24 protein-coding genes and 3 pseudogenes are annotated in these 25,344 nt (G+C 37.7%); 9 read left to right on the top strand and 18 right to left on the bottom strand.

Going from position 1 to position 25,344, the window contains the following annotated elements:
• Window positions 1-1,285: 1,285 nt before the first annotated feature.
• The 7 genes from argS to Q9306_RS06795 form a co-directional block, all read right to left on the bottom strand.
• The gene (argS, locus tag Q9306_RS06825; RefSeq protein ID WP_306196608.1) at window positions 1,286-2,956 is read right to left on the bottom strand and encodes an arginine--tRNA ligase; all 1,671 of its coding nucleotides are present in this window, start codon (window positions 2,954-2,956) and stop codon (window positions 1,286-1,288) included.
• Entirely contained in the window at window positions 2,956-3,393 is a 438-nt protein-coding gene (locus Q9306_RS06820; RefSeq protein WP_306196606.1) for a YwiB family protein, read from the bottom strand. The genes argS and Q9306_RS06820 overlap by 1 nt, the downstream gene beginning before the upstream one ends.
• 265 nt (window positions 3,394-3,658) lie before the next feature.
• Window positions 3,659-4,018 (bottom strand): YxeA family protein, encoded by a 360-nt coding sequence (locus tag Q9306_RS06815; RefSeq protein ID WP_306196603.1) that lies wholly within the window; start codon window positions 4,016-4,018, stop codon window positions 3,659-3,661.
• A gap of 291 nt (window positions 4,019-4,309) precedes the next feature.
• Window positions 4,310-5,185 carry an agmatinase gene (speB, locus tag Q9306_RS06810; RefSeq protein WP_098310063.1) on the bottom strand — a complete coding sequence of 292 codons (876 nt, stop codon included), beginning with the start codon at window positions 5,183-5,185 and terminating at the stop codon, window positions 4,310-4,312.
• A gap of 293 nt (window positions 5,186-5,478) precedes the next feature.
• Entirely contained in the window at window positions 5,479-6,306 is an 828-nt protein-coding gene (gene speE, locus Q9306_RS06805) for a polyamine aminopropyltransferase (RefSeq protein WP_035434078.1), read from the bottom strand.
• Between the two features lie 186 nt (window positions 6,307-6,492).
• Window positions 6,493-7,647 (bottom strand): MFS transporter, encoded by a 1,155-nt coding sequence (locus Q9306_RS06800; RefSeq protein ID WP_306196599.1) that lies wholly within the window; start codon window positions 7,645-7,647, stop codon window positions 6,493-6,495.
• Window positions 7,648-7,652: 5 nt separating this feature from the next.
• Window positions 7,653-8,054, bottom strand: a complete 402-nt coding sequence (locus Q9306_RS06795) for a MerR family transcriptional regulator (protein WP_090916153.1) — start codon at window positions 8,052-8,054, stop codon at window positions 7,653-7,655.
• A 152-nt stretch (window positions 8,055-8,206) separates the two neighbouring features.
• Between Q9306_RS06795 and Q9306_RS06790 the strand changes: the two genes are divergently transcribed.
• Window positions 8,207-8,926 carry a glycerophosphodiester phosphodiesterase gene (locus tag Q9306_RS06790; protein WP_306196594.1) on the top strand — a complete coding sequence of 240 codons (720 nt, stop codon included), beginning with the start codon at window positions 8,207-8,209 and terminating at the stop codon, window positions 8,924-8,926.
• Window positions 8,927-9,080: 154 nt separating this feature from the next.
• Here the strand turns inward: Q9306_RS06790 and Q9306_RS06785 are convergent.
• A pseudogene (locus Q9306_RS06785) lies at window positions 9,081-9,446 on the bottom strand (IS4 family transposase); the annotation flags it as partial.
• A 164-nt stretch (window positions 9,447-9,610) separates the two neighbouring features.
• Between Q9306_RS06785 and Q9306_RS06780 the strand changes: the two are divergent.
• From Q9306_RS06780 to Q9306_RS06760, 5 genes and pseudogenes are all read left to right on the top strand, one after another.
• Window positions 9,611-10,120, top strand: coding sequence for a MepB family protein (locus Q9306_RS06780; RefSeq protein ID WP_306196592.1), 510 nt, complete (start codon window positions 9,611-9,613; stop codon window positions 10,118-10,120).
• Between the two features lie 252 nt (window positions 10,121-10,372).
• Window positions 10,373-10,651: pseudogene (locus tag Q9306_RS06775) on the top strand (nucleotide excision repair endonuclease); the annotation flags it as partial.
• Window positions 10,652-10,800: 149 nt separating this feature from the next.
• Window positions 10,801-11,754, top strand: a complete 954-nt coding sequence (locus Q9306_RS06770) for a TRM11 family SAM-dependent methyltransferase (RefSeq protein ID WP_097898858.1) — start codon at window positions 10,801-10,803, stop codon at window positions 11,752-11,754.
• A gap of 216 nt (window positions 11,755-11,970) precedes the next feature.
• Window positions 11,971-12,144: pseudogene (locus Q9306_RS06765) on the top strand (nitrous oxide-stimulated promoter family protein); the annotation flags it as partial.
• A gap of 111 nt (window positions 12,145-12,255) precedes the next feature.
• Entirely contained in the window at window positions 12,256-14,313 is a 2,058-nt protein-coding gene (locus tag Q9306_RS06760; RefSeq protein WP_306196587.1) for a transglycosylase domain-containing protein, read from the top strand.
• Between the two features lie 44 nt (window positions 14,314-14,357).
• Here Q9306_RS06760 and Q9306_RS06755 read toward each other — a convergent pair whose 3' ends face one another.
• The 3 genes from Q9306_RS06755 to Q9306_RS06745 all read right to left on the bottom strand — a co-directional run bounded on the left by Q9306_RS06755 (window position 14,358) and on the right by Q9306_RS06745 (window position 16,239).
• On the bottom strand, window positions 14,358-14,903 hold the full coding sequence (locus Q9306_RS06755) for a GNAT family N-acetyltransferase (protein WP_306196585.1): 546 nt from the start codon (window positions 14,901-14,903) through the stop codon (window positions 14,358-14,360).
• Between the two features lie 135 nt (window positions 14,904-15,038).
• Window positions 15,039-15,548 carry a YwhD family protein gene (locus tag Q9306_RS06750; protein WP_306196582.1) on the bottom strand — a complete coding sequence of 170 codons (510 nt, stop codon included), beginning with the start codon at window positions 15,546-15,548 and terminating at the stop codon, window positions 15,039-15,041.
• Between the two features lie 16 nt (window positions 15,549-15,564).
• Complete coding sequence (locus Q9306_RS06745; protein WP_306196579.1) at window positions 15,565-16,239, bottom strand: site-2 protease family protein; 675 nt, start codon at window positions 16,237-16,239, stop codon at window positions 15,565-15,567.
• A 109-nt stretch (window positions 16,240-16,348) separates the two neighbouring features.
• Between Q9306_RS06745 and thmT the strand changes: the two genes are divergently transcribed.
• A complete protein-coding gene (gene thmT / locus Q9306_RS06740) occupies window positions 16,349-16,537 on the top strand; it encodes a 2-hydroxymuconate tautomerase (RefSeq protein ID WP_035434058.1) in 189 nt (62 codons plus the stop codon).
• Between the two features lie 35 nt (window positions 16,538-16,572).
• Here the strand turns inward: thmT and Q9306_RS06735 are convergent, their stop codons facing one another.
• The 6 genes from Q9306_RS06735 to Q9306_RS06710 form a co-directional block, all read right to left on the bottom strand.
• Window positions 16,573-17,877, bottom strand: a complete 1,305-nt coding sequence (locus Q9306_RS06735) for an HD domain-containing protein (protein WP_306196577.1) — start codon at window positions 17,875-17,877, stop codon at window positions 16,573-16,575.
• A 138-nt stretch (window positions 17,878-18,015) separates the two neighbouring features.
• Entirely contained in the window at window positions 18,016-18,957 is a 942-nt protein-coding gene (locus Q9306_RS06730; protein ID WP_306196575.1) for an ABC transporter substrate-binding protein, read from the bottom strand.
• Between the two features lie 168 nt (window positions 18,958-19,125).
• Window positions 19,126-19,917, bottom strand: coding sequence for an ABC transporter ATP-binding protein (locus Q9306_RS06725; RefSeq protein WP_306196572.1), 792 nt, complete (start codon window positions 19,915-19,917; stop codon window positions 19,126-19,128).
• 15 nt (window positions 19,918-19,932) lie between these two features.
• A complete protein-coding gene (locus Q9306_RS06720; protein ID WP_306196569.1) occupies window positions 19,933-20,949 on the bottom strand; it encodes a FecCD family ABC transporter permease in 1,017 nt (338 codons plus the stop codon).
• Window positions 20,946-21,992, bottom strand: coding sequence for a FecCD family ABC transporter permease (locus tag Q9306_RS06715; RefSeq protein ID WP_371932339.1), 1,047 nt, complete (start codon window positions 21,990-21,992; stop codon window positions 20,946-20,948). The genes Q9306_RS06720 and Q9306_RS06715 overlap by 4 nt, the downstream gene beginning before the upstream one ends.
• A gap of 236 nt (window positions 21,993-22,228) precedes the next feature.
• Window positions 22,229-22,453 (bottom strand): YuzB family protein, encoded by a 225-nt coding sequence (locus Q9306_RS06710; protein ID WP_306196565.1) that lies wholly within the window; start codon window positions 22,451-22,453, stop codon window positions 22,229-22,231.
• Window positions 22,454-22,689: 236 nt separating this feature from the next.
• Between Q9306_RS06710 and Q9306_RS06705 the strand changes: the two genes are divergently transcribed.
• Window positions 22,690-23,388 carry an RsfA family transcriptional regulator gene (locus tag Q9306_RS06705; RefSeq protein ID WP_306196563.1) on the top strand — a complete coding sequence of 233 codons (699 nt, stop codon included), beginning with the start codon at window positions 22,690-22,692 and terminating at the stop codon, window positions 23,386-23,388.
• 272 nt (window positions 23,389-23,660) lie between these two features.
• Window positions 23,661-24,506: an octanoyl-[GcvH]:protein N-octanoyltransferase gene (lipL, locus tag Q9306_RS06700; protein WP_306196561.1), complete on the top strand. Its 846-nt coding sequence runs from the start codon at window positions 23,661-23,663 to the stop codon at window positions 24,504-24,506.
• Between the two features lie 101 nt (window positions 24,507-24,607).
• On the opposite strand, the gene Q9306_RS06695 is transcribed toward lipL, so the two are convergent.
• On the bottom strand, window positions 24,608-25,344 hold a 737-nt coding region (locus Q9306_RS06695; protein WP_306196559.1), incomplete at its 5' end, for a transposase.

Genomic DNA, 25,344 nt, shown 5'->3' with positions numbered 1-25,344 from the left:
AAAACTTCTTCATATCCATCGTAAAATGCTAAGTACGTAAAAAATCTAATGTGGGCAATATGGACAAGCTGTTTCGCAACAAATATATATTTGGCCAACTTCTATAATGATTCTCCTAAAGAAGAATAGCGTCGAAACAAGCACATCCTTGAAACGTGCTAGTACATTCGTGTGCGAAAAAACTTCATTGAAGGTTTTCTATAATCAGGGATCGAACTGAAATCGGTCATATGTTAAAACACCTTATGTTTAATATACAAAACCGATCTGCACACCGAAACAAACTGGCAAGAAAACAGGCAGTATTTCAACCTCAGCGCTATATGATGTAAAAATGCTCTGGACGAAGTATTTATTACTTATCTATACGGATAATAGTCATATCCTCCAAATCTGAATACATTAGAAATTTGAGGTAATAAAAAAGATTGTAATTGTCGACCGAGTTCATATGCATCATACAGAAATACAAATGTCGATCTTTTCATTTTTGGAGTATATAAATGTACATTGAGAAAAAGCACTTCGCCTAATGGGTTCTATGTCGAAGAATGAAAGTGAACTTATATACATTAGTTTTTCTAAAAAGACACAAATCCAAGAATTGAGATATTGACATATACCCATAATTAATGATAATATCAAATTTGAAAGATTTATATTTTTTCATTACCCTTATCAAATGATGAAAAACTAAATTGTACCGCACGTACTATATAGATTCCTTTCGATTTATCAACATATAAGTCGTTGTTATGCAGAACAAAACATGATCTGCGTTCGCGCTTTCTACCTTTATTTTTATCTTTGCATGTGGCAAGAAAAAAACTTATCCACCTCTATGCATGGCTAAATGCCCTCACCTACCTAAACAGTGAGAGGGTTCTTCCATCATTTTTTATTTGCATACTTTAGACATGTAACCCCTAGTTACTTGCTAATCGCTTAGACACTTGATTAGATGAAGTATTATTTTAAATATGCGACTTAGTTGTAACAACATAAATTACAACAATTAGGTCATTTCCTAACAACCCCTCTTAAACAGAAACTATTTCCAAAGCCTATTATTCTAAAATAATTACAATAAAGCAATATTTCCTATTCTTGTTTCGGAAATAGAACACATTTGCCGGCACATATATATCTAGAACAAAAAACTGAAAACGATTTCCCAGGGATGGTTTTTCAACATCAAACTATCTGTAAGATGTTTCCTCATGACTTTTCAATTTTCTTATTTTAATATCTGATCAGTCTATCGACTGATCAGATATTTTCTTCATTACATCTTCTCTGGTGCAGATACTCCAACTAATGCTAATGCATTTTGAAGTGTAATACGTACTGCACGCATTAAATCATAACGAGCTTTACTTAATTCTAAGTTATCTTGGTTTAATACTTTTTCTGCATTGTAGAAGCTATGAAGCGCTGCTGCTAAATCAAATGCATAGCTTGTAATACGGTGCGGCAGACGTTTTTGTGCTGCTTCTGCAACCGCTGCTGGGAATTCACCAAGTTTCTTTAATAAGTCTACTTCTTTCTCAGAAGCAACTAGTTTGTAGTTCACATCGCCGCCTGCAGTTAAACCAAGCTCTTCACCTTGACGAAGAATACTGCATACGCGTGCATGTGCGTATTGTGCATAGTATACAGGGTTTTCATTTGATTTTGATACCGCTAAGTCCATATCAAAGTCTAAATGAGAGTCACCGCTGCGCATCGCAAAGAAGTAACGCATTGCATCCACGCCTACTTCTTCCATAAGCTCACGAAGTGTAACAGCTTTACCTGTACGTTTACTCATTTTTACTTTCTCACCGTTTTGGTATAGTTGTACCATTTGGATGATTTCTACTTCTAATGTATCTTTATCGTATCCAAGCGCTTGAATTGCTGCTTTCATACGAGGAATATAACCGTGGTGGTCAGCACCCCAAATGTTGATTAATTTATCAAAACCACGCTCTAATTTATCACGGTGATACGCAATATCTGGCGTTAAGTATGTGTAAGAACCATCGTTTTTAATTAATACACGGTCTTTATCATCGCCGTAAGTTGTAGAACGGAACCATGTTGCGCCCTCTTCTTCAAACACTTCACCGCGCTCTTTTAATACTGCAAGAGCTTCGTCAATTTTACCGTTTTTATATAATGATGTTTCAGAATACCAAACGTCAAAATTCACACGGAAACTTTCTAAGTCCTTTTGAAGCTTTTCTAATTCATATTTTAAACCGTACTGACGATAGAACTCATAGCTTTCTGCTGCATCTACATGCACGTAACGATCACCGAATTCTTCTGCAAGGTGCTTACCAATTCCGATAATATCAGCACCGTGGTAACCGTCTTCTGGCATTTCTTTTTCTAAACCTAACGCTTGCATGTAACGAGCTTCAACAGAAAGCGCTAAGTTATGAATTTGATTACCTGCATCGTTAATATAATATTCACGAGATACATCGTAGCCAGCTTTTGCTAATACGTTACATAGCGTATCACCAACTGCCGCACCACGTGCATGACCTAAGTGCAAATCACCTGTTGGGTTTGCAGAGACGAACTCAACTTGTACTTTTTCTCCCTTACCTGTGCTTGTTTCACCATATGCTTCGCCAGCTGTAATAATTGTAGGAATTAAATCTGTTAAATAGCTGTTATCCATATAGAAGTTAATGAAACCAGGGCCAGCAATTTCGATTTTTTCAATAGAAGCTTTTGCTTTATCAAAATTTGCAACTAATTCTTCTGCAATCATACGAGGTGCTTTTTTCGCTACACGTGCAAGTTGCATTGCCGTATTTGTAGAGAAATCGCCATTTGCTTTATCTTTCGGTGTTTCTAATATAACGTTTGTAATTTGTTCTTCTGTTGCTAATTCTGCTTTTACTACAGCAGCTTTAATTTCCTCTTTAATGAGTTCTTTTACTTGTTCTAAAGAGTTCATTATTGTGCCTCCTTAAGATTAATGGTAACTGTATATCGGCCTGCTTCTTGTTCACTTAGAAGCAATGCATACGTTAGAAAGAGTTGTCCCTTTTTCTTTTCTTCCGACCATTTAAAAAGGACGTTATCCGTTTTTGTTTGCAACGCAAACGTTCCAAGCTCACTTGTATACGTTCCTGTTGTCCACTCACCTTTTTTATGAGTTTGGCGCATCGAAACAGCACCGGAACGCATAATGAGAACTTGATCATCTTGGATTTTAATAATTGTCTTCACTTCGCCTTGTTCGTTCGGCTCTTGAAACGTTACATATGTACTTTGACCTTTTACATAGTATAGACCATTTGCATCAAAAGCAATAGTTTCCTTTCGCGTTCCTTCACGAATTTCCGTTACAAAGTGAACCTGTACTGGTAAGCCTGCAAGTTGCTTCTCCACGTCTTGCACACCTTTCAAAATATTATAGATATAGCATTATCTAAGCTTCAGTGGCCAAAATGTTCGATGGCTTCACGCCTTCCTTTTAAACAAGCCACTTCCGCTTTTCTAAAAATAAAACACTCTTTCTATCATATCAAAAAACAATGGTGTCTGTCTGCTGAAAGCTATATTTGCAACACAATTTATAAATTTTTCTTTCCTAATTAACCATCACTCTTGTGAAATAATAGGAACCCAAGTTTATTATAAAGCTCGGGTTCCATTATTTCCTCAATTTTTCTAGTACATTTGCCGGCACTTCATTCTCTTGTAATTCAGCCCATCCTTGACCTTGACTACCTTTTGCATAGATTTTCAAATATTCTCCACGTCGCAGTTCACGGTTTATCATTTTTTTCACAACTTGCTTATTTCCTTCCCCATCATAAGCAGTAAAGGCGTACAAATACCGATCTCCTTTTTTCTCACCTTGATTTGTCACAGCATAACATGCCTTTACTTCCTTACTTGAAAAAAAGTTATCTACAAAAGCTTGCACACCTTCTGTTTTCGTTTGTAAATAAAAGGCTCCTGCCCCGCATAAAATAGCAAATATCGCTCCAACTTTTAATATCATACGCATCAAGCTTTTCACCTCTTACATAACGCTTCCTTATTATTATCCTCAGTATAAAATTTATAAAAGATAGTCTCTATCGATTTTCCTTACACTTTTCTTACATCATTGTAAGGAAAGTTAAATCATGTATTTTCCGATAAAAAAAGGCTATCTCGAATAAATTCGAAATAGCCTTTTTTTATCCAGCTACGCCTCCTAGGCCCTCGAGTCTAAGAACCTTCCCCGCTAAAAAGTAAAAAGCACTTTTTGCGGGAAAGAACCTTAGCCACCAGGCCTTAACAGTCGGCTCCGCTTTTATTTTTGCACCCATCCAAGTAACATTTCGCGCACAAATTTACTTGCTGCGATTGGTGTTTGATCACTGTGATCGTATACAGGAGCTACTTCAACTAAGTCTGCTCCAACTACGTTTATATTTGAATTTGCAATTGCAACAATGGAATCTAATAGTTCTTTTGATGTAATACCGCCAGCTTCTAACGTTCCTGTACCAGGAGCATGAGCTGGGTCTAATACGTCTATGTCAATTGTGACATAGACTGGGCGTCCTGCAAGTGTTGGCAATACTTTCTTTAATGGTTCTAATACATCAAATTTGTATAAGTTCATACCAACTTCTTTTGCCCACTCGAATTCTTCTTTCATACCAGAACGAATCCCGAAAGAATATACGTTTTCTGGGCCAATTAAATCGCATACTTTACGAATTGGTGTAGAGTGAGATAACGGCTCACCTTCATAAGACTCACGTAAATCTGTATGAGCATCCATATGAATGATCGCTAAATCCGGATATTTTTTGGCCATCGCCTTAAAAATTGGCCAAGACACTAAATGCTCACCACCAAGACCTAGCGGAAACTTACCAGCATCTAATAGTTTTGTTACATATTCTTCGATCATGTCTAAGCTGCGCTGGGCATTACCGAAAGGAAGCGGAATATCACCCGCATCAAAATATTTAACTTCCTCTAATTCACGATCTAAATATGGACTATACTCTTCTAATCCAATTGATACTTCACGAATACGTGCTGGGCCAAAACGAGAACCAGGACGGTAACTTACTGTCCAATCCATTGGCATCCCATAAATAACCGCTTCAGCATCTTCAAAACTTGGATGACTATTAATAAATACTTTACCTGAATAAGCTTCATCAAAACGCATATTCTTTTCCTCCTATCTGGAACTTAAGGTATCCCAACCTTTCATTTTGTCTCAAATTTGGAGCTATTTGCTCCTCTTTATCGATTTACCACGTTCTTCCCCGCGAGAAGGAAGAAACTCCTTCTGTGGGAAAGACCCTTAACCAGCAGGCCTGAATAGCCGGCTCCGCTTTTCTTGTCTAGCTCCAGCGGCTAGAATGCTCGGTGGCTTCGCGCCTTCCTCCGAGGCAAAAAGCGCCTCTTTGTCAGGAGCTCCATCCCCCTCCCATTCTGAACAAGCCGCTTCCGCTTTTCTTACTTAATTAAATCCCCAACGAATTTCGGTAATGCAAATGCTGCTTTATGAAGTTCTTTTGTGTAATACTTCGTTTCGATTTCGTGGAAACGCTCTTCACTTACTTCTAATGGATCATGCTTCTTAGATCCGATTGTGAATGTCCAAAGTCCACTTGGGTATGTCGGAATGTTAGCTGTGTATAGACGCGTAATTGGGAAAATTTCTTTTACGTCTTTAAACACGTTTGAAATTAATTCCGGTGTGAACCAAGGGTTGTCCGTTTGCGCTACGAAAATACCGTCTTCTTTTAACGCTTTAGAGATTCCAGCATAGAATCCTTTTGTAAATAGGTTTACAGCTGGGCCTACTGGCTCAGTAGAATCAACCATAATTACGTCATACTCATTTTCACTTTCAGCAATGTGCATAAAGCCATCGCCTACTTTTACATCTACGCGTGGGTTTTCTAATTCACCAGCAATTTCTGGTAAGTACTTTTTAGAGTACTCGATTACTTTTCCATCGATTTCAACAAGTGTCGCTTTTTTCACGCTTGGGTGTTTTAATACTTCACGAATAACACCGCCATCACCGCCGCCAACAACTAAAACGTTTTCAGGGTTTGGATGTGTAAATAATGGTACGTGCGCTACCATTTCGTGATATACGAACTCATCCTTTTGCGTTGTCATAACCATGCCATCTAAAATAAGCATGTTACCGAATTCTTCCGTTTCAACCATATCAAGCTTTTGAAATTCTGTTTGCTCCGTATGTAAAGTGCGGTTAATACGCGCTGTAATTCCAAAATGCTTTGTTTGTTTTTCCGTGAACCATAGTTCCATTGTGCGATCACGCCTTTCATTGCAATTTATAATGTGGACACACCATTAATGTCCCCTAACAAAAATAAAACAAAACATATAAAATGTATAGTTAAAAATATAAAAATACCGTAAATATATTTGAAACAAATTGTTTTTGTTCGTATATTTAGTTAATTATGTATAAAACAGTAAGAAAACCCTTTCCTAGGAAAGGGTTTTGCTCTCATTTTCACGAACTGGTATGCAAATCATCACACATCCAACTAGCGCCACAATTCCTCCTACTAAAAACGGACTTTGCGGTGAAATCACGTGACCGAGAATTCCAGATAAAATTGGTGCAATTGCTCCGCCTAACCAACGAACAAAGTTATATACACCAGATGTAATGGATCTTTCATAAGGAGAAATATCCATTACGTAACTTGTAAATAATGCATTATTAAGACCAGACGCTAATCCTGATAAAATGATCAGTGCAATTTGTAACCACATTACTTGTACGAAGAATAATAAAATTAAAAAGCCAGCAAATACAAGTAAGCTAAAACGCAGTAACATTTTTGGTTCGTATTTTCCTTCTAATTGGTGTGCAAGCACAGCAGAACCATACGCTAATGCAAGACCCCAGCCGCAAAAGACAAACCCAAGCTGAATAGCAGATAAATGTAAAATAAGCGGCGAATACGCTAAAACAACAAAGAAAGCATAGTAATATAACATCCCGGAAATGGCACCTTGTATAAAAGGTTTATATTTCACTAGGCTAAGTAATTCATTCAATCCAGCTGACTTACGTTTCGCTTTGCGCTCTGGTTCTTTTACAAAAAAGAAAACGAGAATAAATGCTAAAGCAATTAAAACACTTGTCGCAAAAAACGGATAACGCCAAGAATATCCACCTAATAAACCACCTAACAGCGGACCTCCCGCCATCCCTAAACCGATCGCGGCCTCATATAATCCAACTGCTTCATGTACTTCTTTGCTCAGCGCAATTAATAATGTCATCGCCGTTGCAAAAAACATCGCATTCCCTAAACCCCAGCCGGCACGAAAAATAGATAACTGCGCAATGGTTTGTGATAATCCGCAAATACAAGCAAATACCGTTACAATTGCAAGACCAATTGTCATCATACGCTTATCACCAAACCTTGCCGCAAGAAGACCAGCTGGCAGCATCATAATAGCCATTGTTAAAATATAAGCTGTAAATAGCATTTCTACTTGCCAATGCGTTGCCCCAATCTTCTCTGCAATGATTGGCAAAATTGGATCGACTACTCCAATGCCCGAAAAGGCAAGAAACGTAGCGACTACTGTAATAAGTCTTCCAAGTCGTTGTTTACTCTCCATATGAATCATTCTCCTTTTTCTAAAAACTTCGTTGCTCTTTCCAAGCTATGTTCTAATTCCTCTTTCACACGCTTCATTTGTAACATTTTCTTATCTAGCGTCTCAATTTGATTGGCAAGCATGTTTGCGATTTCTTGAATAACTTCCCGGTCACGTGGATTATCGCTATTTTTTCTTTGCTCCATCCGTTCTTTAAGTGATAAGAAATACTGCATTTCTTGAAGCGTAATCCCTAATACTTCTTTTGCTTCTACAATTTTTTTAATTTGCTCCACATCTTCGTCCGTATATAAGCGAATATTCCCTTCGCTGCGCTCTGGTGGATGAATTAAACCAATTTCCTCATAATAACGAAGAGTCCGCTTTGTTAAACCCGTTTGTTTTGTAACTTCCTCAATTTTATACATGTCCATTCCCCCTTAACGTTATTACATTTTACGTTAACGTTAACTTTTATGCAACTATTACACCTTTGTAAATTTTTCCTACAAAGGTTGTCTTTTGAATTACTCAGTTTCATAATTGAGTTAAAACAAATAAGAAGGAGAGCTCATTACATATGAAACAACCACTTATTTTTGCGCATCGCGGTGTGAGAAGTACACATCCCGAAAATACAATGATTGCTTTTCAAGAAGCAGAGCGCGTTGGTGCGCATGGCATTGAGCTTGATGTACATGTATCAAAAGATGGCGAACTTGTTGTGATTCACGATGAAACTGTGGACCGAACAACAAATGGAACAGGTCTTGTCTGTGAACAAACCGCCGAGCAATTACAAGCACTCGATGCCAGTAAGGATTCTTCCTTTCATGAGGCGAAAATTCCAACGCTCCGCGAAGTGCTTATTTGGCTTTCTACAACAACACTGCAATTAAATATTGAATTAAAAACAGATGTCATTCGTTATCCTGGCATAGAAGAGAAAGTCGTAGATCTTGTTCGTGAATTCCATCTTACTAATCGAATTGTATTTTCTTCGTTTAACCATGAATCCGTTTCTCTGCTTGCAGATTTAGCACCAGAGATTCCCCGTGCAATTTTATACGATGAACCGCTTGCGGATCCAATTGCTGAAGCAAAGAAAAGACAGGCTAATGGCCTCCATCCAAACTTTGAATTACTTACAAAAGAGTTTGTACAAACAGCTCAAGAGCAAGGATTCATATTCCGCCCCTATACAATTAATGAATACGAAGATTTACAAAAGATGATAGATTACGGCGTCGATGTCATCATTACCGACTGGCCAACACGTGCCTTTGAGCTTCTTTCTTAATAAGAAGCTCTTTTTTATATAAGGGGGAGCACCACATCGCTATCAAGCTAAGGGGGACAAGAGGGTATATGTGAATGTGTTTTTTGAAATTTCTACGACTACACTAAAGATGTGCATAACAAATAAACCTATTAAATAGGTGTTTTTAAAAATATTATGCAACTTGGAAACTTTGTGACAACGTACAATCATACACAACACCTAAGATATCAAAGACTGTTTTCTTTTCGTAACAGTGAGATTTTCGTCCGTTTTTTTCTAACAGGTAAAACAAACGCAATAAAATTTTTAATAATTCATGGATGCCCTTCTGTAGTCCCTCATAAAACAATAGATAATAATTCTTTATCATATAGATGGATTTGTATTCACTTAGCTCTTTCTTTTTCTTATCTAAGAGTAACTGACGCATTTTGAACATCGTCGATGAACAGAGTAAAATACTAATGAGTTGCCCATATAAATGGCATTCTAAGCGTTCTTTCTTAACTTCTTTGCACCTGTCAATTTGAAAAAAGTTATACCGTTTATAAAAAAGTCGAACCGAAATGTTATTATTTCAGTTTTCCTTCTTCCACAAACGGTTAGTTCAATAGCTTTATTTGGACATTACGTTCAAATTAAGACAATATTGATTTGAAAGGCGTTAGAATTAGTAGTATAAAAAATAGGGGATGCAAAGCAGTGAATGAATTTTATAATGCGTTAACATATGTAAATAAAATGTTTTATGAACCCAATCGCTTAACCATAAAAGCTGTCCGAGAAGAAGCTCAAAATTCAGATTATGGGGCTGGTATATTTCAGCTAAATTCAAAATCGATTAGATTTAGAGTCGCAAAAATAACACCTACCAAGATAGGACAGTTTGTTGCTTTTTGGGAAAAAGATGGGGATAATAAAAACCAAGCCTTTTCATATGAAAAAGCTACTGATTTATTGGTTATCAATACTTTTACTAGAAATAATAATTTTGGACAATTCGTTTTTCCAAAAGAAGTACTTATAAAACAAAATATCCTTAAAACAGCCACTACAAAAGGAAAAATGGCAATTAGAGTTTACCCTAGTTGGGAAAATCCCACTAGCAAACAAGCTATCGAAACACAGAAATGGCAATTAGAATATTTTGTTGGGATGAACAATACAAATAGTTTACCAATACAAGAACTATTAAAGCTATACTCTAACTAAAATTGGATAGCCCTAAATGTGGTTTTAAAATAAAGTTCGATAATTTAAAACAAAATATTCCATTTCCGTAAACAGGTGCGTTAGTGGAATAAGGAGTATTAAAATAATCAAACTTTTTTATAAAAATTTTATACTTAGTTAAAAAGAGAAACTCCATTTTGATCAATCTTTTTTCAAAATGAAGTTTTTATATTTGCTTTTAAATAAGGATTAAAACACATTTTTTAATCAAATTTTATTGCAAAGCTACAGTTTACTGATTTTCACCTAATTCCTAGAGATAAAGGTGGAATCTTTATGTTTTATAACAACAAGAATGAACTAATGTTTGTTGGTAAGGCAAGAAAGTTAAGATCAAGAATAAAAAAACATTTTGAAGATACTGTATCAGTAATCAAAGACCATAGAGATGAAGTAATCAAAATTGATATTTGTCTTTTAGAAAACGCGATGGAAAGAGAAATTTATGAAACATATATCGCTAATAAACAAAAGTCGAAATATAATGTAGACAAAGTGTTCTTTAAATAAGTAAAAGCTCATAAAAAGGACTAATAAAATGAGACAACTTTACCTCGGCTTATTAGTCCTTTTTTACCGCTTGCAACGTTACGTTGCACAATGATACGGATATCATTTGAGAGAAAGAACAATTTGATACGATAAAGGATGGGAATAGATTGGATAATCATAGCCAAACACCGGCGTATATATATACGTATGCATTTCGCGAAGAGGAACGTTCTTTATGTTATATGGAGATGCGCTCACTTTTTGGAACGGAATCGCACTCTAATATATTGAAAAGCACAATCAAAATTGATCCGAGCCGAAGCCCGTTTATTAAAGAACGGATTGACGTAATGTATGAAGGAGATGAACTTCCAGATATTTTGAAGCAGGTCGAACAGATTGATTTGTCTGGATCCACGTTCAAAGTCATCTTCGTTAAAATTAATGATCTTGATAAATCGAAAAAAATAGAATACGGAGAACGCCGCCTTATTGAGCGAGATATCGGCATGCATATTGAAGGTGAAGCCGATGTGCATCATCCAGAGCGTGTATTTGGCATTGTAATCATTGGCGGACGTTGGTACTTCGGAACATATATGGAAAGCGAGGCTGTTTGGTTCCATCACGTGAAAAAACCACGCAGCTATTCTACGTCACTAAGCACACGTGTAGCGAGAGCTGTTGCGAATATCGCTGTGCCAAATCCTGATGGAGTCAAAGCGATCGATCCATGCTGTGGTATTGGAACGGTAGTGGTAGAAGCACTCTCTATGGGCATTGACATCGTTGGCCGTGATATTAACCCGCTTGTCGTAATCGGATCAAGAGAAAACATCGCGCATTTTGGTTTTGAAGGAGACGTAACAGTAGGACCTATCGAAGACATTCAGACAAACTACGATGTAGCAATTATCGATATGCCGTACAATCTATTTACGTGCGCAACACCAGAAGATCAATTCTCGATTTTAAAACATGCGCGCCGTATTGCAAAAAAAGTAGTAGTTGTAACAAGCGAAACAATGGATCACATGATCGAAGAAATTGGATTTGAAATTACAGACCGCTGCGTAACAAGAAAAGGAAACTTTTCTCGGCAAATTCTTGTTTGTGAATAGGGAAGTAAGGGAAGACCAATGATTTTACAGTAACAAAAACGGTCAGTTTAGATACAGTGTCAATTTGTACAGAATTATCGTTTTGGGGTAGTCCTAAATCCTTAGCTTGATGGGCATGGGATAGCACCAATAAAACGCGGATTCCGTACGCTAAGGCTGAATTACTTGATATAACAGTAAGCGTCAAACTGTCCCCACCTACCAATAGAATCAGTTCCATGTCAAAATTGCAAAATTCATTGTTATAAACCAGGTATGAAAGATTTCGTTAAGGATGTTATGAAGAAGAGCGGACCGAAAATGATTTTAAAACATCCATGTTTTGCGGTCATGCATGTTGTTGACACAATGAAGAAGGCTCCTGACTTACCGAAAAGAAAAAAGAGCTAAAAGAAAAAACGGGTTGTCTAACAAGCCCGTTTTTTCTTTTATTTATATAGTTTAAAAACAACCCAAAACCTCAATACTAGTAAAAGTATGCTATGAGGGGTGACAAAAGAAATGGAACTTACGACAAATGAAAAACAAGCGAAATATAAGCGCTTTTTCCTTACTGCACTGCTATCATGTGTCCTTTTCTTTGTTTTTACTATTTTCATTGTGTTACTTGTTGCGAAAATTTTAGGACCACCACCTGTTGCAGTTCCGCAAACAACTATCTTTTATGCGAATGACGACTCTGTTATGGGGCAAAGTCACGGAACGCAGAAACGATATAACGTGTCACTCGATCATATTTCACCTTACGTAAGAGAAGCAACGCTTTCTATTGAAGATCAGCGCTTTTATAACCATCATGGCTTTGATTTAAAGCGCATAGGCGGGGCAGTGATTGCCGACATTAAAGCGATGGGAAAAGTACAGGGTGCGAGTACAATTACGCAGCAATACGCGCGTAATTTATATTTGGATCACGATAAAACATGGAAGCGAAAGCTGTTAGAAGCAATGTACACCGTTCGCCTAGAAGTGAATTACAATAAAAACGATATTTTACAAGGGTATTTAAACACGATTTATTACGGGCACGGTGCCTATGGAATCGAGGCAGCGGCACGTCTTTACTTTAATAAAAACGCGAAAGATTTAAACTTAGCAGAGGCAAGTATGCTTGCAGGTATTCCAAAAGGACCAAGTTTGTATTCTCCCTATTTGCATAAAAGCAAGGCAAAAGAAAGACAAGCTATCATTTTAAATGAAATGGTAGAGCAAGGATATATTACTAAACAAGAAGCAGCAGCGGCAAAACAAAAACAACTCGGCTTCGCTTCGCTTGAAAAAGAAGAAGTAGCAGAAGTTGCACCTTATTTTCAAGATGCTGTGCAAGCTTCTCTCATCAATGATGCTGGTCTCGATGAGCAAACGATGGCACGCGGTGGCCTGCGCGTATACACAACACTAGATCCAAAGTTACAAAAAATTGCCGAACATACAGTAAATGAAACCATTCCAAGTACAACAGAGATAGAAACAGCTATTGTATCTATGAATCCAAAAACGGGCGAAATCATGTCCCTTGTCGGCGGACGTGATTATAAAAAAAGCCAGTTCAACCGGGCAACACAGGCATACCGGCAACCAGGTTCGACGTTTAAACCTTTTTTATATTACGCCGCTCTTGAGCAAGGCTTTACACCAGCAACCCGCTTAAAAAGCGAGCATACTGTATTCACATTAGGCGACGGTGTTTCAAAGTATAATCCGACCAATTATAAAAACTATTACGCCGATGACTTCATTACAATGATGCAAGCACTAGCTGTTTCCGACAATGTATACGCTGTAAAAACACATCTTTTCTTAGGAGAAAAATCACTCGTAAAAACAGCGAAGCAATTTGGAATTACAAGTTCATTAAAAGATGTCCCATCGCTTGCGCTCGGAACATCTCCTGTAAAACCTCTTGAAATGGTGAACGCTTATAGTTTGATTGCTAACGGTGGCAAACAAGTAAAGCCAACATTTATTCGGCGCGTAGTCGATCATGACGGCAACATTTTGTATGATGCTCATTTAGAAAACAAACAAATTCTTGATGAGAACAATGCCTTTGTAATGGAAGAAATGATGACGGGCATGTTTAACAAAAAGCTAAGTAGCTACGCCTCCGTTACGGGGCAAAATATGATTCCAAAGTTATCACGCACGTACGCTGGAAAATCCGGTTCAACCGAGACAGATAGCTGGATGATCGGCTTTACACCAGAGCTCGTAACAGGCGTTTGGGTCGGCTATGATAAACAAAAAACAATCTCTAACCCAGCCGAGCAAGTCTATGCAAAAAATATATGGGCCGCGATTATGGAGCAAGGGTTAGAAGAAACCCCGCAACAAGACTTTAAAAAACCAGCCAATGTAGTCGCGTTAAACATTAACCCTGAAAACGGAAAAATTGCTACGAAAGGGTGCCCTGTTTCTATCAAAATGTATTTTGTAAAAGGGACGGAACCAACGGAATACTGCATGGATCATATTGATGAGAAAGATGAATTTGAGGCAGTGTTAAAAGAGAAGAACAAAAATAAACAAAGCTGGTGGAAGAAGTATTTTCCGTGGTAAAGAAAATTGAATGAAAAAGGGAGCGTATTCTATCTCTCCCTTTTTCATTCATCCTTATCATTTACAATCGCTAATACTTGGTGGTCTTCCCATTTCCCATTTATCTTTACATTTTTCCTTGCAATTCCCTCTTTATGAAATCCTGATTTCTCTAATACTTTTATTGATCCGATATTATGTGGCATAACGCCCGCCTCAATCCGATGAAGCTTTAACTCATCAAATGCGTAAGACACGACTAGCTTAACAGCTTCCGTCATATATCCTTTCCCATTATGATGTTTGTCTAAGGTATATCCAATAAAACAACCTTGCAAAGGGCCGCGTAATACTTCAGACAATGTAATAGATCCGATTAATTCTTCTGTTTCATTTAGATAAATGCCAAATGAATACTGCTCATCAAGCTCCTGCTTTTCATTCCCTTTTCTAATACGCTCCTTTTGACCCTCTAACGTATAAAACTCATCCTCTCGTAATGCTGTATACAGTTGAAAAAAATCTCGGTTTTTCGATTCCAAATGCACCATAGCTTCTGCATCACATGCTTCTAAACTTTTTATAAAAATAGAATCCCCGCGCATTCTCATATTTCCACCCTCTAACCTCTTTATTTTCCATTTAAATACATATTTCTGACAAATATCAGAATTTTCCTGCACCATTCAATGAAAAACACGTTTTCAAACAAACAAAAACCCCTTTCAACAAGAAAGGGGGTCCTATCATTCTCCTAACAATTCACTACGTAATTTCTCACTAGAGGAATTCCATAGCTCTTCATTATGCTCTTTCAAGAATGTTCCGAGCACTTTTTTAGAAGGCTCATCCATATGATCAACCATAATGTGACGCTTTAATGATTTATCCATTTTATTTACATGTTCAGGAAGTGATTTATAGCCGCGGCGAATTTCACGGTCTACCGTCATTTCACATGCAGTCACACCTGCATAATATGCGCCTTTTGCTGTTCTCTCAATCGTTACCCAAACGAGCCAGTATGGTTTTGCATTTGGTACTTCTTCTTTATTGATTAAAAATTTAATTCCTTTTTCAACAGCACTGCGGGCATGCATAGCTCCAACGTCCACAACTGCCGTTCCTTCTGTTACATCAATAATAACAGGAGAAATATTTTCAAGACTTAATGCACCGACCCCAAAGCCGCCGTGTCCATCTGTAGAGTCATTTTTAATAATATTAAAACCGATTTGTTTCTTTTTCTCTGTCATAGGAAAACCTCCCCTTCTAATACAATCCAAATAATGGTCCAATTATACTATGCAACATACTTAAAACATTCGGAATGACAACTTGAAATATTGGTTGAATCGTATAGCGATCTAGCGGTGTAATAACAAGGATTAATAAAAGAATCGCACCGTATTTCTCATATTGCGTCATTTTTGCACGTATATTGGTTGGCGCTAAATCTTCCAAAACACGATAACCGTCTAGCGGCGGGATTGGTATTAAATTAAAAACAAATAGAACGATATTAATCCCGATAAAAATTTGAAAGAACTGAAATAGCGTCTCCCCTACTGCTACTGGCACTGCCTCAATCACTCCAAATTTCAGCAAGCCATACCAGGCAGCAAGTCCGAAAGCCCCTAATAATAAATTACTAATCGGTCCCGCAATCGAAACGCAAATCCCCGCAAGGCGCGGGCGCTTAAAGTTATATGGGTTTACCGGTACAGGGCGCGCCCATCCAAAACCAATAAACAAGAATGCTAGTGCACCAATCGGATCGATATGAGAAAGGGGTGATATCGTTAAACGCCCTTGGTTTTTCGCCGTTAAATCTCCAAACTTATAAGCAACATATGCATGTGCAAACTCATGTACAGAGAGTGCCATTGCAACTGCAAGAGCTAACAACGGTAACTCATGCAATGGGTATCTAAAGAAATTATCCATACTTCATCTCCTTCTTAATTATGCAAACAAAAAATCTTTCATTTTCTGATTGTTCTTTTCAAGAATCCGTTATAATAGTACTGTAATCTACATAAAAGGAGCGATACATATGCCATACGTAACAGTGAAAATGTTAGAAGGCCGCACAGAAGAGCAGAAGAAAGCCCTTGCTGAAAAAGTAACAGCTGCAGTAAGTGAAACTACTGGTGCTCCAGAAGAAAAAATCGTTGTATTTATTGAAGAAATGTCTAAAAATCATTACGCAATTGGTGGAAAACGCTTAAGCGACCAAGAGTAATTATTGCTATAAGAGAAGCAGCACAGCTGCTTCTCTTACTCTTTTCCTTCTAATAAACGAATAATTTTTTCTTTTACTTTTCCTTTTCGTCCATCTTCATACAGTAAATCATGCGGATAGAATAGCTTCTGATCCGTTCTCTTTTTACCTGTAATTGCTTCCACAATGTCCGACTCGCGAGACAGTTCGCGCAGCTCTCCATTTGGCATAAGCAATAAAATCGGCAAGCGTTCTTCTTCTTCACCTGCACGGTAAAAGTCATACGGCAAGTCCGACGTAGAATCTACTACTAAGTAATATTCCGGATCAAGCCCAATCTTCTTAAATAAACTATTTAATTCTACCCAATTGTTTAATCCATGCTTTTCCGTAAAATCCACGCATTTGAACAAGTTACGGTTCATAAAACGGCGGCATAAATCACTTAAAATAGCATCCTCTTCTTCTTGCCATACTTGGAAGTAATAATACATGACATTCTCGTCTAACTTCAAATAATCCTCTATCGTTACTTCTCCTTCAAATAAAGAATAGAAATGAACGGGATGATATTTAAATGTATAGTACTGTTCATGCAACGCTTTCGCCCGGTGTAAAATTTTCGTTAAAATCACTTCAGCACTACGCGTGACTGGATGAAAATATACCTGCCAATACATTTGATAACGGCTCATAATATAATGCTCAACAGCATGCATCCCGCTATATTTAATCACAACTTGATTATTAAATGGACGCATTACTCGTAATATTCGTTCCATATCAAAGTTTCCATATTTCACACCTGTGAAATACGCATCCCGTAATAAATAGTCCATACGATCTGCATCAATTTGGCTAGAAATCATACTAATCGCTAATTTATTAGTAGAAGTTTTCGCAATGACATCTGCTACTTTTTGCGGAAACTCACGATCAACGCGACTTAACACCTCGTGAATTTCTGTGTCACCGACAATAATTGCTTGTGTAAATTTTTCATGGTTCAATTCAAAGACTTTTTCAAATGAATGAGAAAAAGGACCGTGCCCTACATCGTGAAGAAGCGCTGCACATAAGCACAACAAACGATCTTCAGCATTCCAATCCGGTCTTCCATCAAACACATCATCAATCATGCGGCGAATAATTTCATAGACACCTAGTGAATGAGTAAAGCGACTATGCTCCGCACCGTGAAATGTAAAAAATGTCGTCCCTAGCTGCTTAATGCGACGCAGACGTTGAAACTCTTTCGTTCCGATTAAATCCCAAATTACGCGATCGCGCACATGCACATATTTATGCACTGGGTCTTTAAACACTTTCGTTTCATTTAATTTTTCACTTACATATGCCATTAAAATTCACCGCCCTCCATTATACGTTCTTACTCCTATTATAAACGAAAGGCGAAACAGAAAGAAATGAAAGACTGTATATTGCTGCATAAAAAGAAAACCACCATCAAAAAACGAAGGTGATTTTCTCTATTATTATTATTTTCCTAAAATAAACGTAGATAGTTCGTCTAATAACATCTCTTTACCAAGCGGGAAGTATCCTTTATTTAAATCTTCATTTTTAATCATATACACGCGGTTATTTTTTACAGCGTTCATATTCTTCCAGATGGTTTCTTGTTGAAACTCTTTTAGACGCTGGTTACCGTCGCCTGTTGTGAATACAAATAAGAAATCCGGATTGTAATCAATCAATGCTTCTTTTTGTAATTGTACTAACGGCTTGTCTGCTGGTGTACCATTAACTGCTGGTAATTTTAAATCTTTAAATAGAACACTACCGTATCCATAGTCACCGTACACACGGAATGCATTCGGATATGCAGCCATTACCATGAATTTTGCGTCGCCAGTTTTGGCAACGATTTGGTCATGTAACTTGTTTGCCTTTTCATCGTATTTCTTTAACCATGCGGCTGTTTCTTGTTCTTTATCGAAGATTTTACCTACTTCTTCAAACTTCGGACGCCATTGATCTAATGGAATACTTAACATGACTGTTGGTGCAATTTTAGATAACTGATCATAAATTTTTTCTTGGCGGTTATTGACTAAAATTAAATCCGGTTTTGCAGCGGCTACCGCTTCAATGTTAATTTTATCTCCCCAAGCAGAACCAACTGGTTGTACGCCTTTTAATTTATCTGCAATATGTGGATCAATTTTTTCTTGCGTCGTATTTGCCGTAATAACCGGCTTCATACCTAAAATTAATAACTCTTCTGTTGATCCACTTAAGTCCGCAATTTTCTTCGGATTTGCAGGTATTTTCATTTCCCCTTTTGCATGTTTTACAACACGCTCTTCACTTTTTGCGTCTGCTTTCTTTTCTTCTTTCTTATCAGAAGAACATGCAGCAAATAATACGGAAGTAATCGCTAATACGAAAACTAGTAGGGTAGCTTTGAATTTTTTCATATTTCTCTCTCCTTATCCGTTGTAGTGAAAGTGCTGCAAGAGCTCTCTCGACAAAACAACCGTATATAAAAATTTATAGAATTTTAAATTTCCCCCGTTCTAGCAGGCAGTAAACCTTAAACTTTATCATCAGTAATTTACTAATCGCTAGAACAAACTTAAACCAGCTTAAGCACTTGTCACTAAGTCATAAGTAAGGCAAATTGGTTTACCACCAACAGGACACGGAACCATTTGTGCTTCGATTTCAAACACTTCGCGAAGCGTTTCAGATGTCATGACTTCATCTGGTGTTCCTTGCTTCATTAAATTCCCATCTTTTAGCGCAATCATATGATCAGAAAAACGAGAAGCGTGATTTAGATCATGAATAACCATCACAATTGTTCTTCCTTCTTCTTCATTTAACTTTTTTAATAAGTTCAGCACTTCAAGTTGATGTGCCATATCAAGATATGTTGTTGGCTCATCTAGCACAAGCAAGTCCGTTCCTTGTGCTAGTGCCATCGCGATCCAAACACGTTGACGTTGGCCGCCTGACAGCTCCTCCGCTGGGCGATTAGCAAATTCCTTCATACCAGTCACATCAAGCGCCCAGCGAATGTAACGATAGTCTTCTTCTGATAACGTGCCGAACCCTTTTTGATGTGGGAAACGCCCATATGAAACAAGTTCAAATACGCTAAGACCTGTTGGCACTTCTGCTGTTTGCGGCAAAATTGCCATCTTTTTCGCAATTTCCTTCGTTGGCTGTTTCTCAATTGCTTTTCCGTCCAAATAAACAGTACCTTGTTTTACTTTTAAAATACGCGATGCTGTTTTCAGAAGCGTGGATTTCCCGCATCCATTGGGACCAATGATGGTCGTAATTTTTCCTTCCGGTATTTCAACAGATAACCCATCAATAATTAAATTTTCACTATATCCAACAGATATCGACTCAACTGATAAAGATGGCATACAAATCCGTCTCCCTTATCTTGTTTTTATAAGTAAATAAATAAAATACGGCGCGCCAATTACTGAAATGACAAGACCAACCGGTATTTCTGATGTTGTAAGTAAACTGCGCGAAAGAAGATCAGAAAACAGTAGCAATAATGTCCCGATTAACGCAGCAGTTGGCAGCATAATTTGATGTTTTCCGCCTACTAAACGGCGGGCAAGATGTGGTGCCATTAATCCAATAAAACTGATTCCTCCTGCAACTGCAACAGATGCACCAGCTAAGCAAACAGCGATAAATAACAGCTTACGGCGTTCTTTCTCAACGTTCAGACCGAGCCCCGTTGCCGCCGCATCTCCTAAATTCATTACATTTAAAACGTGTGCCTTCATAAAAGCAATTGGTAAGAAAATAAGCATCCACGGCAGCGCACTTAATACGAACTTCCAATCTGTCCCCCATAAACTTCCCGATAACCAGATCGTTGCAAAACGGAAATCATTCGCTGTCATTTTCATCGAGAACACTAAGCTCGCAGCACTAAACCCAGCTGCTACTGCAATCCCAACAAGAACTAATCGAACCGGCGAAACACCGTCTTTCCAAGCAAGTGCATAGATGATAACCGCCGCTACTATTGCACCAACTAAAGCAAAAAACGGCAGAATGAATACAGGTAAAAACGAAGTCATCGTTACTTTTCCAAAAAAGAAATAAACAAAGATAACAACTGACAATCCCGCTCCGGCATTAATGCCAATAATTCCTGGGTCGGCAAGTGGATTTCGTGATAACCCTTGCATAATTGCACCGGATACCGCTAAAGCTGACCCGACTAAAAGAGCAACAATCATTCGCGGCATCCGAAACTCAAATAAAATCGTTGTTTGATCTTCTGCTCCAAGACCAACGAGCGTTTTCAGCACCTCAACTGGTGAAATTTTAAACGTACCTGTATGTAAGCTAATTAAACATACGATGCAAATTAACAGGCCAATACTAGATAAAACTGAGATGTTTTTTCTCGTTAACATTCCTTGCCTCACATTTTTCCTCTCCCTTCTTTACGTGCTAAGTAGAGGAAGAATGGTACACCAACCATCGCTGTTACAGCACCAATTGGCGTTTCAAACGGCGGATTAATGATACGTGAGATCATATCAGCACACTCAATAAGTAATCCCCCTAAAACAGCAGAGCATGGGATTACCCATCGATAATCTGATCCCACAAGAAAACGTGTTAAATGCGGAATAACAAGACCAACAAATCCAACAGACCCAGCTATGGAAACAGCACTACCTGTTAGCACAAGTACAAGAATGGTTCCAATAAACTTAATGAGCTTCGTATTTTGTCCAAGGCCAATAGCAATTTCTTCACCAAAACTTAAAATCGTAATGTACCTCGCTAGCATAATCGCAATAATAAGACAAACAAGACCGACTGGAAGTAACATCTTTAAACTCGTCCATTTCACACCAGCAACGCCGCCTGCATGCCACATACTAACTTCTTGCGCTAGATTAAAATATAAGGCAATCCCAGATGAAATTGCGCCTAGTAAGGAACTAATTGCTGCTCCAGATAACGCTAACTTAATTGGTGTTAATCCGTCCGGGGATGCTGCGCCAATTCCGTATACAATACTTGCACCAAATGCTGCTCCGATAAAAGAAGCAATTACAAACATTACATATGGCGAGTTTGGAAAGAATGCAAACATGATTGCGATGCCAAATACCGCTCCATCTGTAATCCCCATAAGTGATGGAGATGCAAGTGGGTTTCGCGTCATCCCTTGCATAATTGCACCAGATACTGCTAAAAACACCCCGACAACTGCTCCTCCAATTGCCCTTGGAAGACGCAATTCTTGAATGACACTATGATATGTAGTAGATGCATCAAACTGAAATACAGCTTGCCATACTGTTTTCAAACTAATATCAGCAGCACCAAATGAAATAGAAACTGCCATACTTAAAGCTAATAAAGCAGTTCCAACGATTAAAATCATCAAGGCGATAAACGGACGGCTTTTTATCTCTTTTTTGTCTACCGATTCTTCTTCATAAACCTTTCTCATACCCACTTCCATCTACAACATCCTAACTTTCAATATGTATAACAAGAAAATGAAATTCATTCTCATTAAGAAGCAAAAAAAGAAAATCAAGAATATAACTTGATTTTTGATAACGATTCTCAATATCACTTTCTTTTATTCTACAAACGTGAACTGAAATTTGTCAACCACTATTTTTGTTATATAAAACTTTGTTGCATTTCACAAAACAAAAAAAGATACGACATCGTATCTTTTTACTTGTTTAACTTTGCTTCAATTTTTTCAATTAGCTCATCTTCATTTGGCGCTGCAACTGGACGATTATTTACAAATGCAAATGATTTTTTGCGACCAGGACCGCAATATGATTGACAACCAATTTGAATATCTGCACATCCATCTATTTTCTTTAAACGCGGTACTAACGTCTTAATATTCGTTGCCTGACAATCATCACACACACGAAATTCGTTTCCCATTGTATATAACACTTCCTCTATTTGAAACTTTTCTCAAGTACGTATAACAATAAACACTAAATGGTATTTTACCTTTCTTTTCGATGTGATGCAAGTTTTCTTCCTGTAAGAAACAAATGGCATATAAACATATTTTCACTCAAAATCTACCATAATTTTGGCAGCTTTGTATAAAAGTAATTCATTTTGTCCATTCTAAAAATAAGATATTGATAAAAAGAAAGGGAGATGAATCTATGAAAGTAAGACAAGATGCTTGGACTGAAGAAGATGATTTACTTCTTGCTGAAACCGTTTTACGTCACGTCCGCGAAGGAAGTACACAATTAAATGCCTTTGAAGAAGTTGGTGATAAATTAAATCGCACCTCAGCAGCTTGCGGTTTCCGCTGGAATGCTGTCGTACGCTATAGTTACGATCAAGCATTACAACTTGCGAAGAAACATCGCAAAGATAAAATGCGTGCAAATGGGGGCGAGCAAACAAAAAAACGCCTTTTATATACACCGCCGATTTCATCTACTGTAACAGCGGATGAGAATATTAGTATTGATACCCAGCAACCTATTCAATCTATGCAAACTACGCAATCTATGCAAACAATGCAAGCAATGCCAACAAATTCTTCCATTGCGATGCATGACGTTATTCATTTTCTACAATCTCTCGGAACTTCTAATGTAAAAGTATCCGCACTCGAAAGAGAGAATGAGAGATTGAAACAAGACATCGCTGAGTATATGCGAAGAAATGCTGAACTAGAAAAGAAAGTAGAAAAATTAGAACAGCAATCAACAACCGTTCAAGAAGATTACGAGACGCTCATGAAAATTATGAACCGTGCACGTAAATTAGCATTAATGGACGATGAAGAGCGTACACAAACATCATTTCGCATGGATCGAAACGGAAACTTAGAAAAGATTGCAGAATAAAAAGGATGCTATCATAGCATCCTTTTTATTTTGACTTTTCAACCTATAAGCCGCTGCTAACCAAAATAAAAAGTGCCCCCACTCGCTTTCTCTCTTCGTTTTAATCCTAGTACGTGGCAGAAAAGCGCACTGACCGCTCCTATGCACGGCCAGTTCCTCTCACCCTCCCAAAAGAAAAGGGCTTTTATGTCTGTTTTCAACTTGTATTTATATAGACTCACTCTTTTTTGCTATAATAAATATTGTCATTTTATAGATAAGGGGTTATTTACATGAGCGATTCTCGTTCGATTTTATCTCAGCCAGAGTGGCGCATTGTTGATCAGTCAAGTTTAGGTCCACAATTTCATGCGCTGCAGTCTTTCGCAATGGATGATACGTTATGTACAACAGTTGGGAACGGTACGTCCACTGCAACAATGCGCTCTTGGGTTCATCACAATACAATTGTTCTTGGCATTCAAGATACACGATTACCTTATTTAAAGCAGGGAGTTGAATTTTTAAAAAAGAAAGATTTCCATGTTATTGTCCGCAATTCAGGCGGACTCGCTGTTGTATTAGATGAGGGAGTTCTAAACATTTCTCTTCTATTCCAGGAAACAGATAAAGGTATCGATATCGACCTTGGCTATGATACAATGTGGCATTTAATTAAAGAAATGCTGAAAGATTATCCTGTTCATATTGAGGCAAAAGAAATCGTTGGTTCCTACTGTCCTGGAAGCTATGACTTAAGTATTAACGATAAAAAATTTGCTGGTATTTCACAGCGCCGTATTCGCGGAGGTGTCGCAGTACAAATTTATTTATGTGCTACCGAAAGTGGCTCTGCACGTGCAGCACTTGTTCGTGATTTTTACAACCTAGCAATTCAAGGTGAAGAAACTAGATTTACGTATCCTGAAATTGTCCCAGGTACAATGGCTTCACTATCTGAACTACTTGGTGAAGAAATTACTGTACAAGATTTAATGATGCGCCTTTTACAAACATTACAGCGTTTTACGCCGCAATTAACGCCGTCACAGCTGACAGTAGATGAAGTACCGCTATACGAGCATCACTTACAACGCATGATTGATCGCAATAATAAAGCACTTGTATTAGAAAAGTAAAAAAGCCCTGCATTTGCAGGGCTTTTTTCACTTTGTTGAAAAAAGATTCTGTCAAAGAAAATGCCAAATTTCTTTGGCATTTTCTTTGATTTCTATTTGTTTTATAAAGTAGTTTCTTCTATAATTTGATGTGTTAGGTGTAAACCAACTTGCTTAAGTGAGCGAAGTTTGGTCCACTTTTTTAAGTTTTGTATGATGGCCGTCATCAAAACTTGTGCTTTAACCTTTTGAACTCCACGGTATCGCGCATAGCGCAAACCGTGGAGTTCTTTACTATGTGCGAAACTCAGTTCCACTGTAGATGGACGAACAGAACGGAGAATTTTCCCTCTCATGGATAGGCGCTGTTCTCTTAATTGATCGTAAATGTCTTGATGAATCGAAATTCGTAACACACGATCTTGATTTTCTTTTTTTGCAAATGGACAGAATTGACAGCTTCCTTTAGGTGGTTTGAACTCATGATACCCTTGACGATTTGTTGTTTTATAATTAAATGGTACACCGCAAGGACAGGCATAAAGATCGCTGTTCACTTGTGTAAAGTGATAACGACGACAATTCGGATGGTCTTTTGTCGTGAATCGTCGATAAGATATGTAGACAAAGAATTGTCGTTGAAACAATCTGCGTGCGAGGGAAGCGTTGTAGTAGCCTGAATCAAGGGCGATTTCTCCCGCATACTTCCCAAATAATTTCTTTAATCCCTCAATTTGTTCAATTAATTTACGATGTCCTGGAACATTCGCAGCGGTGATATTTGTGGCAATGATAAAATTATGAAGCGAATCTACTACCCGGTGTTCAAAATATGCAAATCGCCCGCGTTTATCGTGTT

The sequence above is a fragment of the Bacillus multifaciens genome (genome assembly GCF_030756675.1).
Lineage (GTDB): Bacteria > Bacillota > Bacilli > Bacillales > Bacillaceae_G > Bacillus_A > Bacillus_A multifaciens.
The sequence above is the reverse complement of the archived record's forward strand: the minus strand, read 5'-3'. Positions and strand labels throughout refer to the sequence as shown.

What these genes read in the sequence shown, in the direction of transcription:
- speE (WP_035434078.1), bottom strand. Translation starts at nt 6,306, where the DNA reads ATGGAACTATGGTTCACGGAAAAACAAACAAAGCATTTTGGAATTACA.
- Q9306_RS06795 (WP_090916153.1), bottom strand. Translation starts at nt 8,054, where the DNA reads ATGTATAAAATTGAGGAAGTTACAAAACAAACGGGTTTAACAAAGCGG.
- Q9306_RS06735 (WP_306196577.1), bottom strand. Translation starts at nt 17,877, where the DNA reads ATGGCATATGTAAGTGAAAAATTAAATGAAACGAAAGTGTTTAAAGAC.
- Q9306_RS06755 (WP_306196585.1), bottom strand. Translation starts at nt 14,903, where the DNA reads ATGAGAATGCGCGGGGATTCTATTTTTATAAAAAGTTTAGAAGCATGT.
- speB (WP_098310063.1), bottom strand. Translation starts at nt 5,185, where the DNA reads ATGCGTTTTGATGAAGCTTATTCAGGTAAAGTATTTATTAATAGTCAT.
- Q9306_RS06730 (WP_306196575.1), bottom strand. Translation starts at nt 18,957, where the DNA reads ATGAAAAAATTCAAAGCTACCCTACTAGTTTTCGTATTAGCGATTACT.
- Q9306_RS06750 (WP_306196582.1), bottom strand. Translation starts at nt 15,548, where the DNA reads ATGACAGAGAAAAAGAAACAAATCGGTTTTAATATTATTAAAAATGAC.
- thmT (WP_035434058.1), top strand. Translation starts at nt 16,349, where the DNA reads ATGCCATACGTAACAGTGAAAATGTTAGAAGGCCGCACAGAAGAGCAG.
- argS (WP_306196608.1), bottom strand. Translation starts at nt 2,956, where the DNA reads ATGAACTCTTTAGAACAAGTAAAAGAACTCATTAAAGAGGAAATTAAA.
- Q9306_RS06715 (WP_371932339.1), bottom strand. Translation starts at nt 21,992, where the DNA reads ATGAGAAAGGTTTATGAAGAAGAATCGGTAGACAAAAAAGAGATAAAA.
- Q9306_RS06745 (WP_306196579.1), bottom strand. Translation starts at nt 16,239, where the DNA reads ATGGATAATTTCTTTAGATACCCATTGCATGAGTTACCGTTGTTAGCT.
- Q9306_RS06705 (WP_306196563.1), top strand. Translation starts at nt 22,690, where the DNA reads ATGAAAGTAAGACAAGATGCTTGGACTGAAGAAGATGATTTACTTCTT.
- Q9306_RS06800 (WP_306196599.1), bottom strand. Translation starts at nt 7,647, where the DNA reads ATGGAGAGTAAACAACGACTTGGAAGACTTATTACAGTAGTCGCTACG.
- lipL (WP_306196561.1), top strand. Translation starts at nt 23,661, where the DNA reads ATGAGCGATTCTCGTTCGATTTTATCTCAGCCAGAGTGGCGCATTGTT.
- Q9306_RS06760 (WP_306196587.1), top strand. Translation starts at nt 12,256, where the DNA reads ATGGAACTTACGACAAATGAAAAACAAGCGAAATATAAGCGCTTTTTC.
- Q9306_RS06725 (WP_306196572.1), bottom strand. Translation starts at nt 19,917, where the DNA reads ATGCCATCTTTATCAGTTGAGTCGATATCTGTTGGATATAGTGAAAAT.
- Q9306_RS06790 (WP_306196594.1), top strand. Translation starts at nt 8,207, where the DNA reads ATGAAACAACCACTTATTTTTGCGCATCGCGGTGTGAGAAGTACACAT.
- Q9306_RS06815 (WP_306196603.1), bottom strand. Translation starts at nt 4,018, where the DNA reads ATGCGTATGATATTAAAAGTTGGAGCGATATTTGCTATTTTATGCGGG.
- Q9306_RS06710 (WP_306196565.1), bottom strand. Translation starts at nt 22,453, where the DNA reads ATGGGAAACGAATTTCGTGTGTGTGATGATTGTCAGGCAACGAATATT.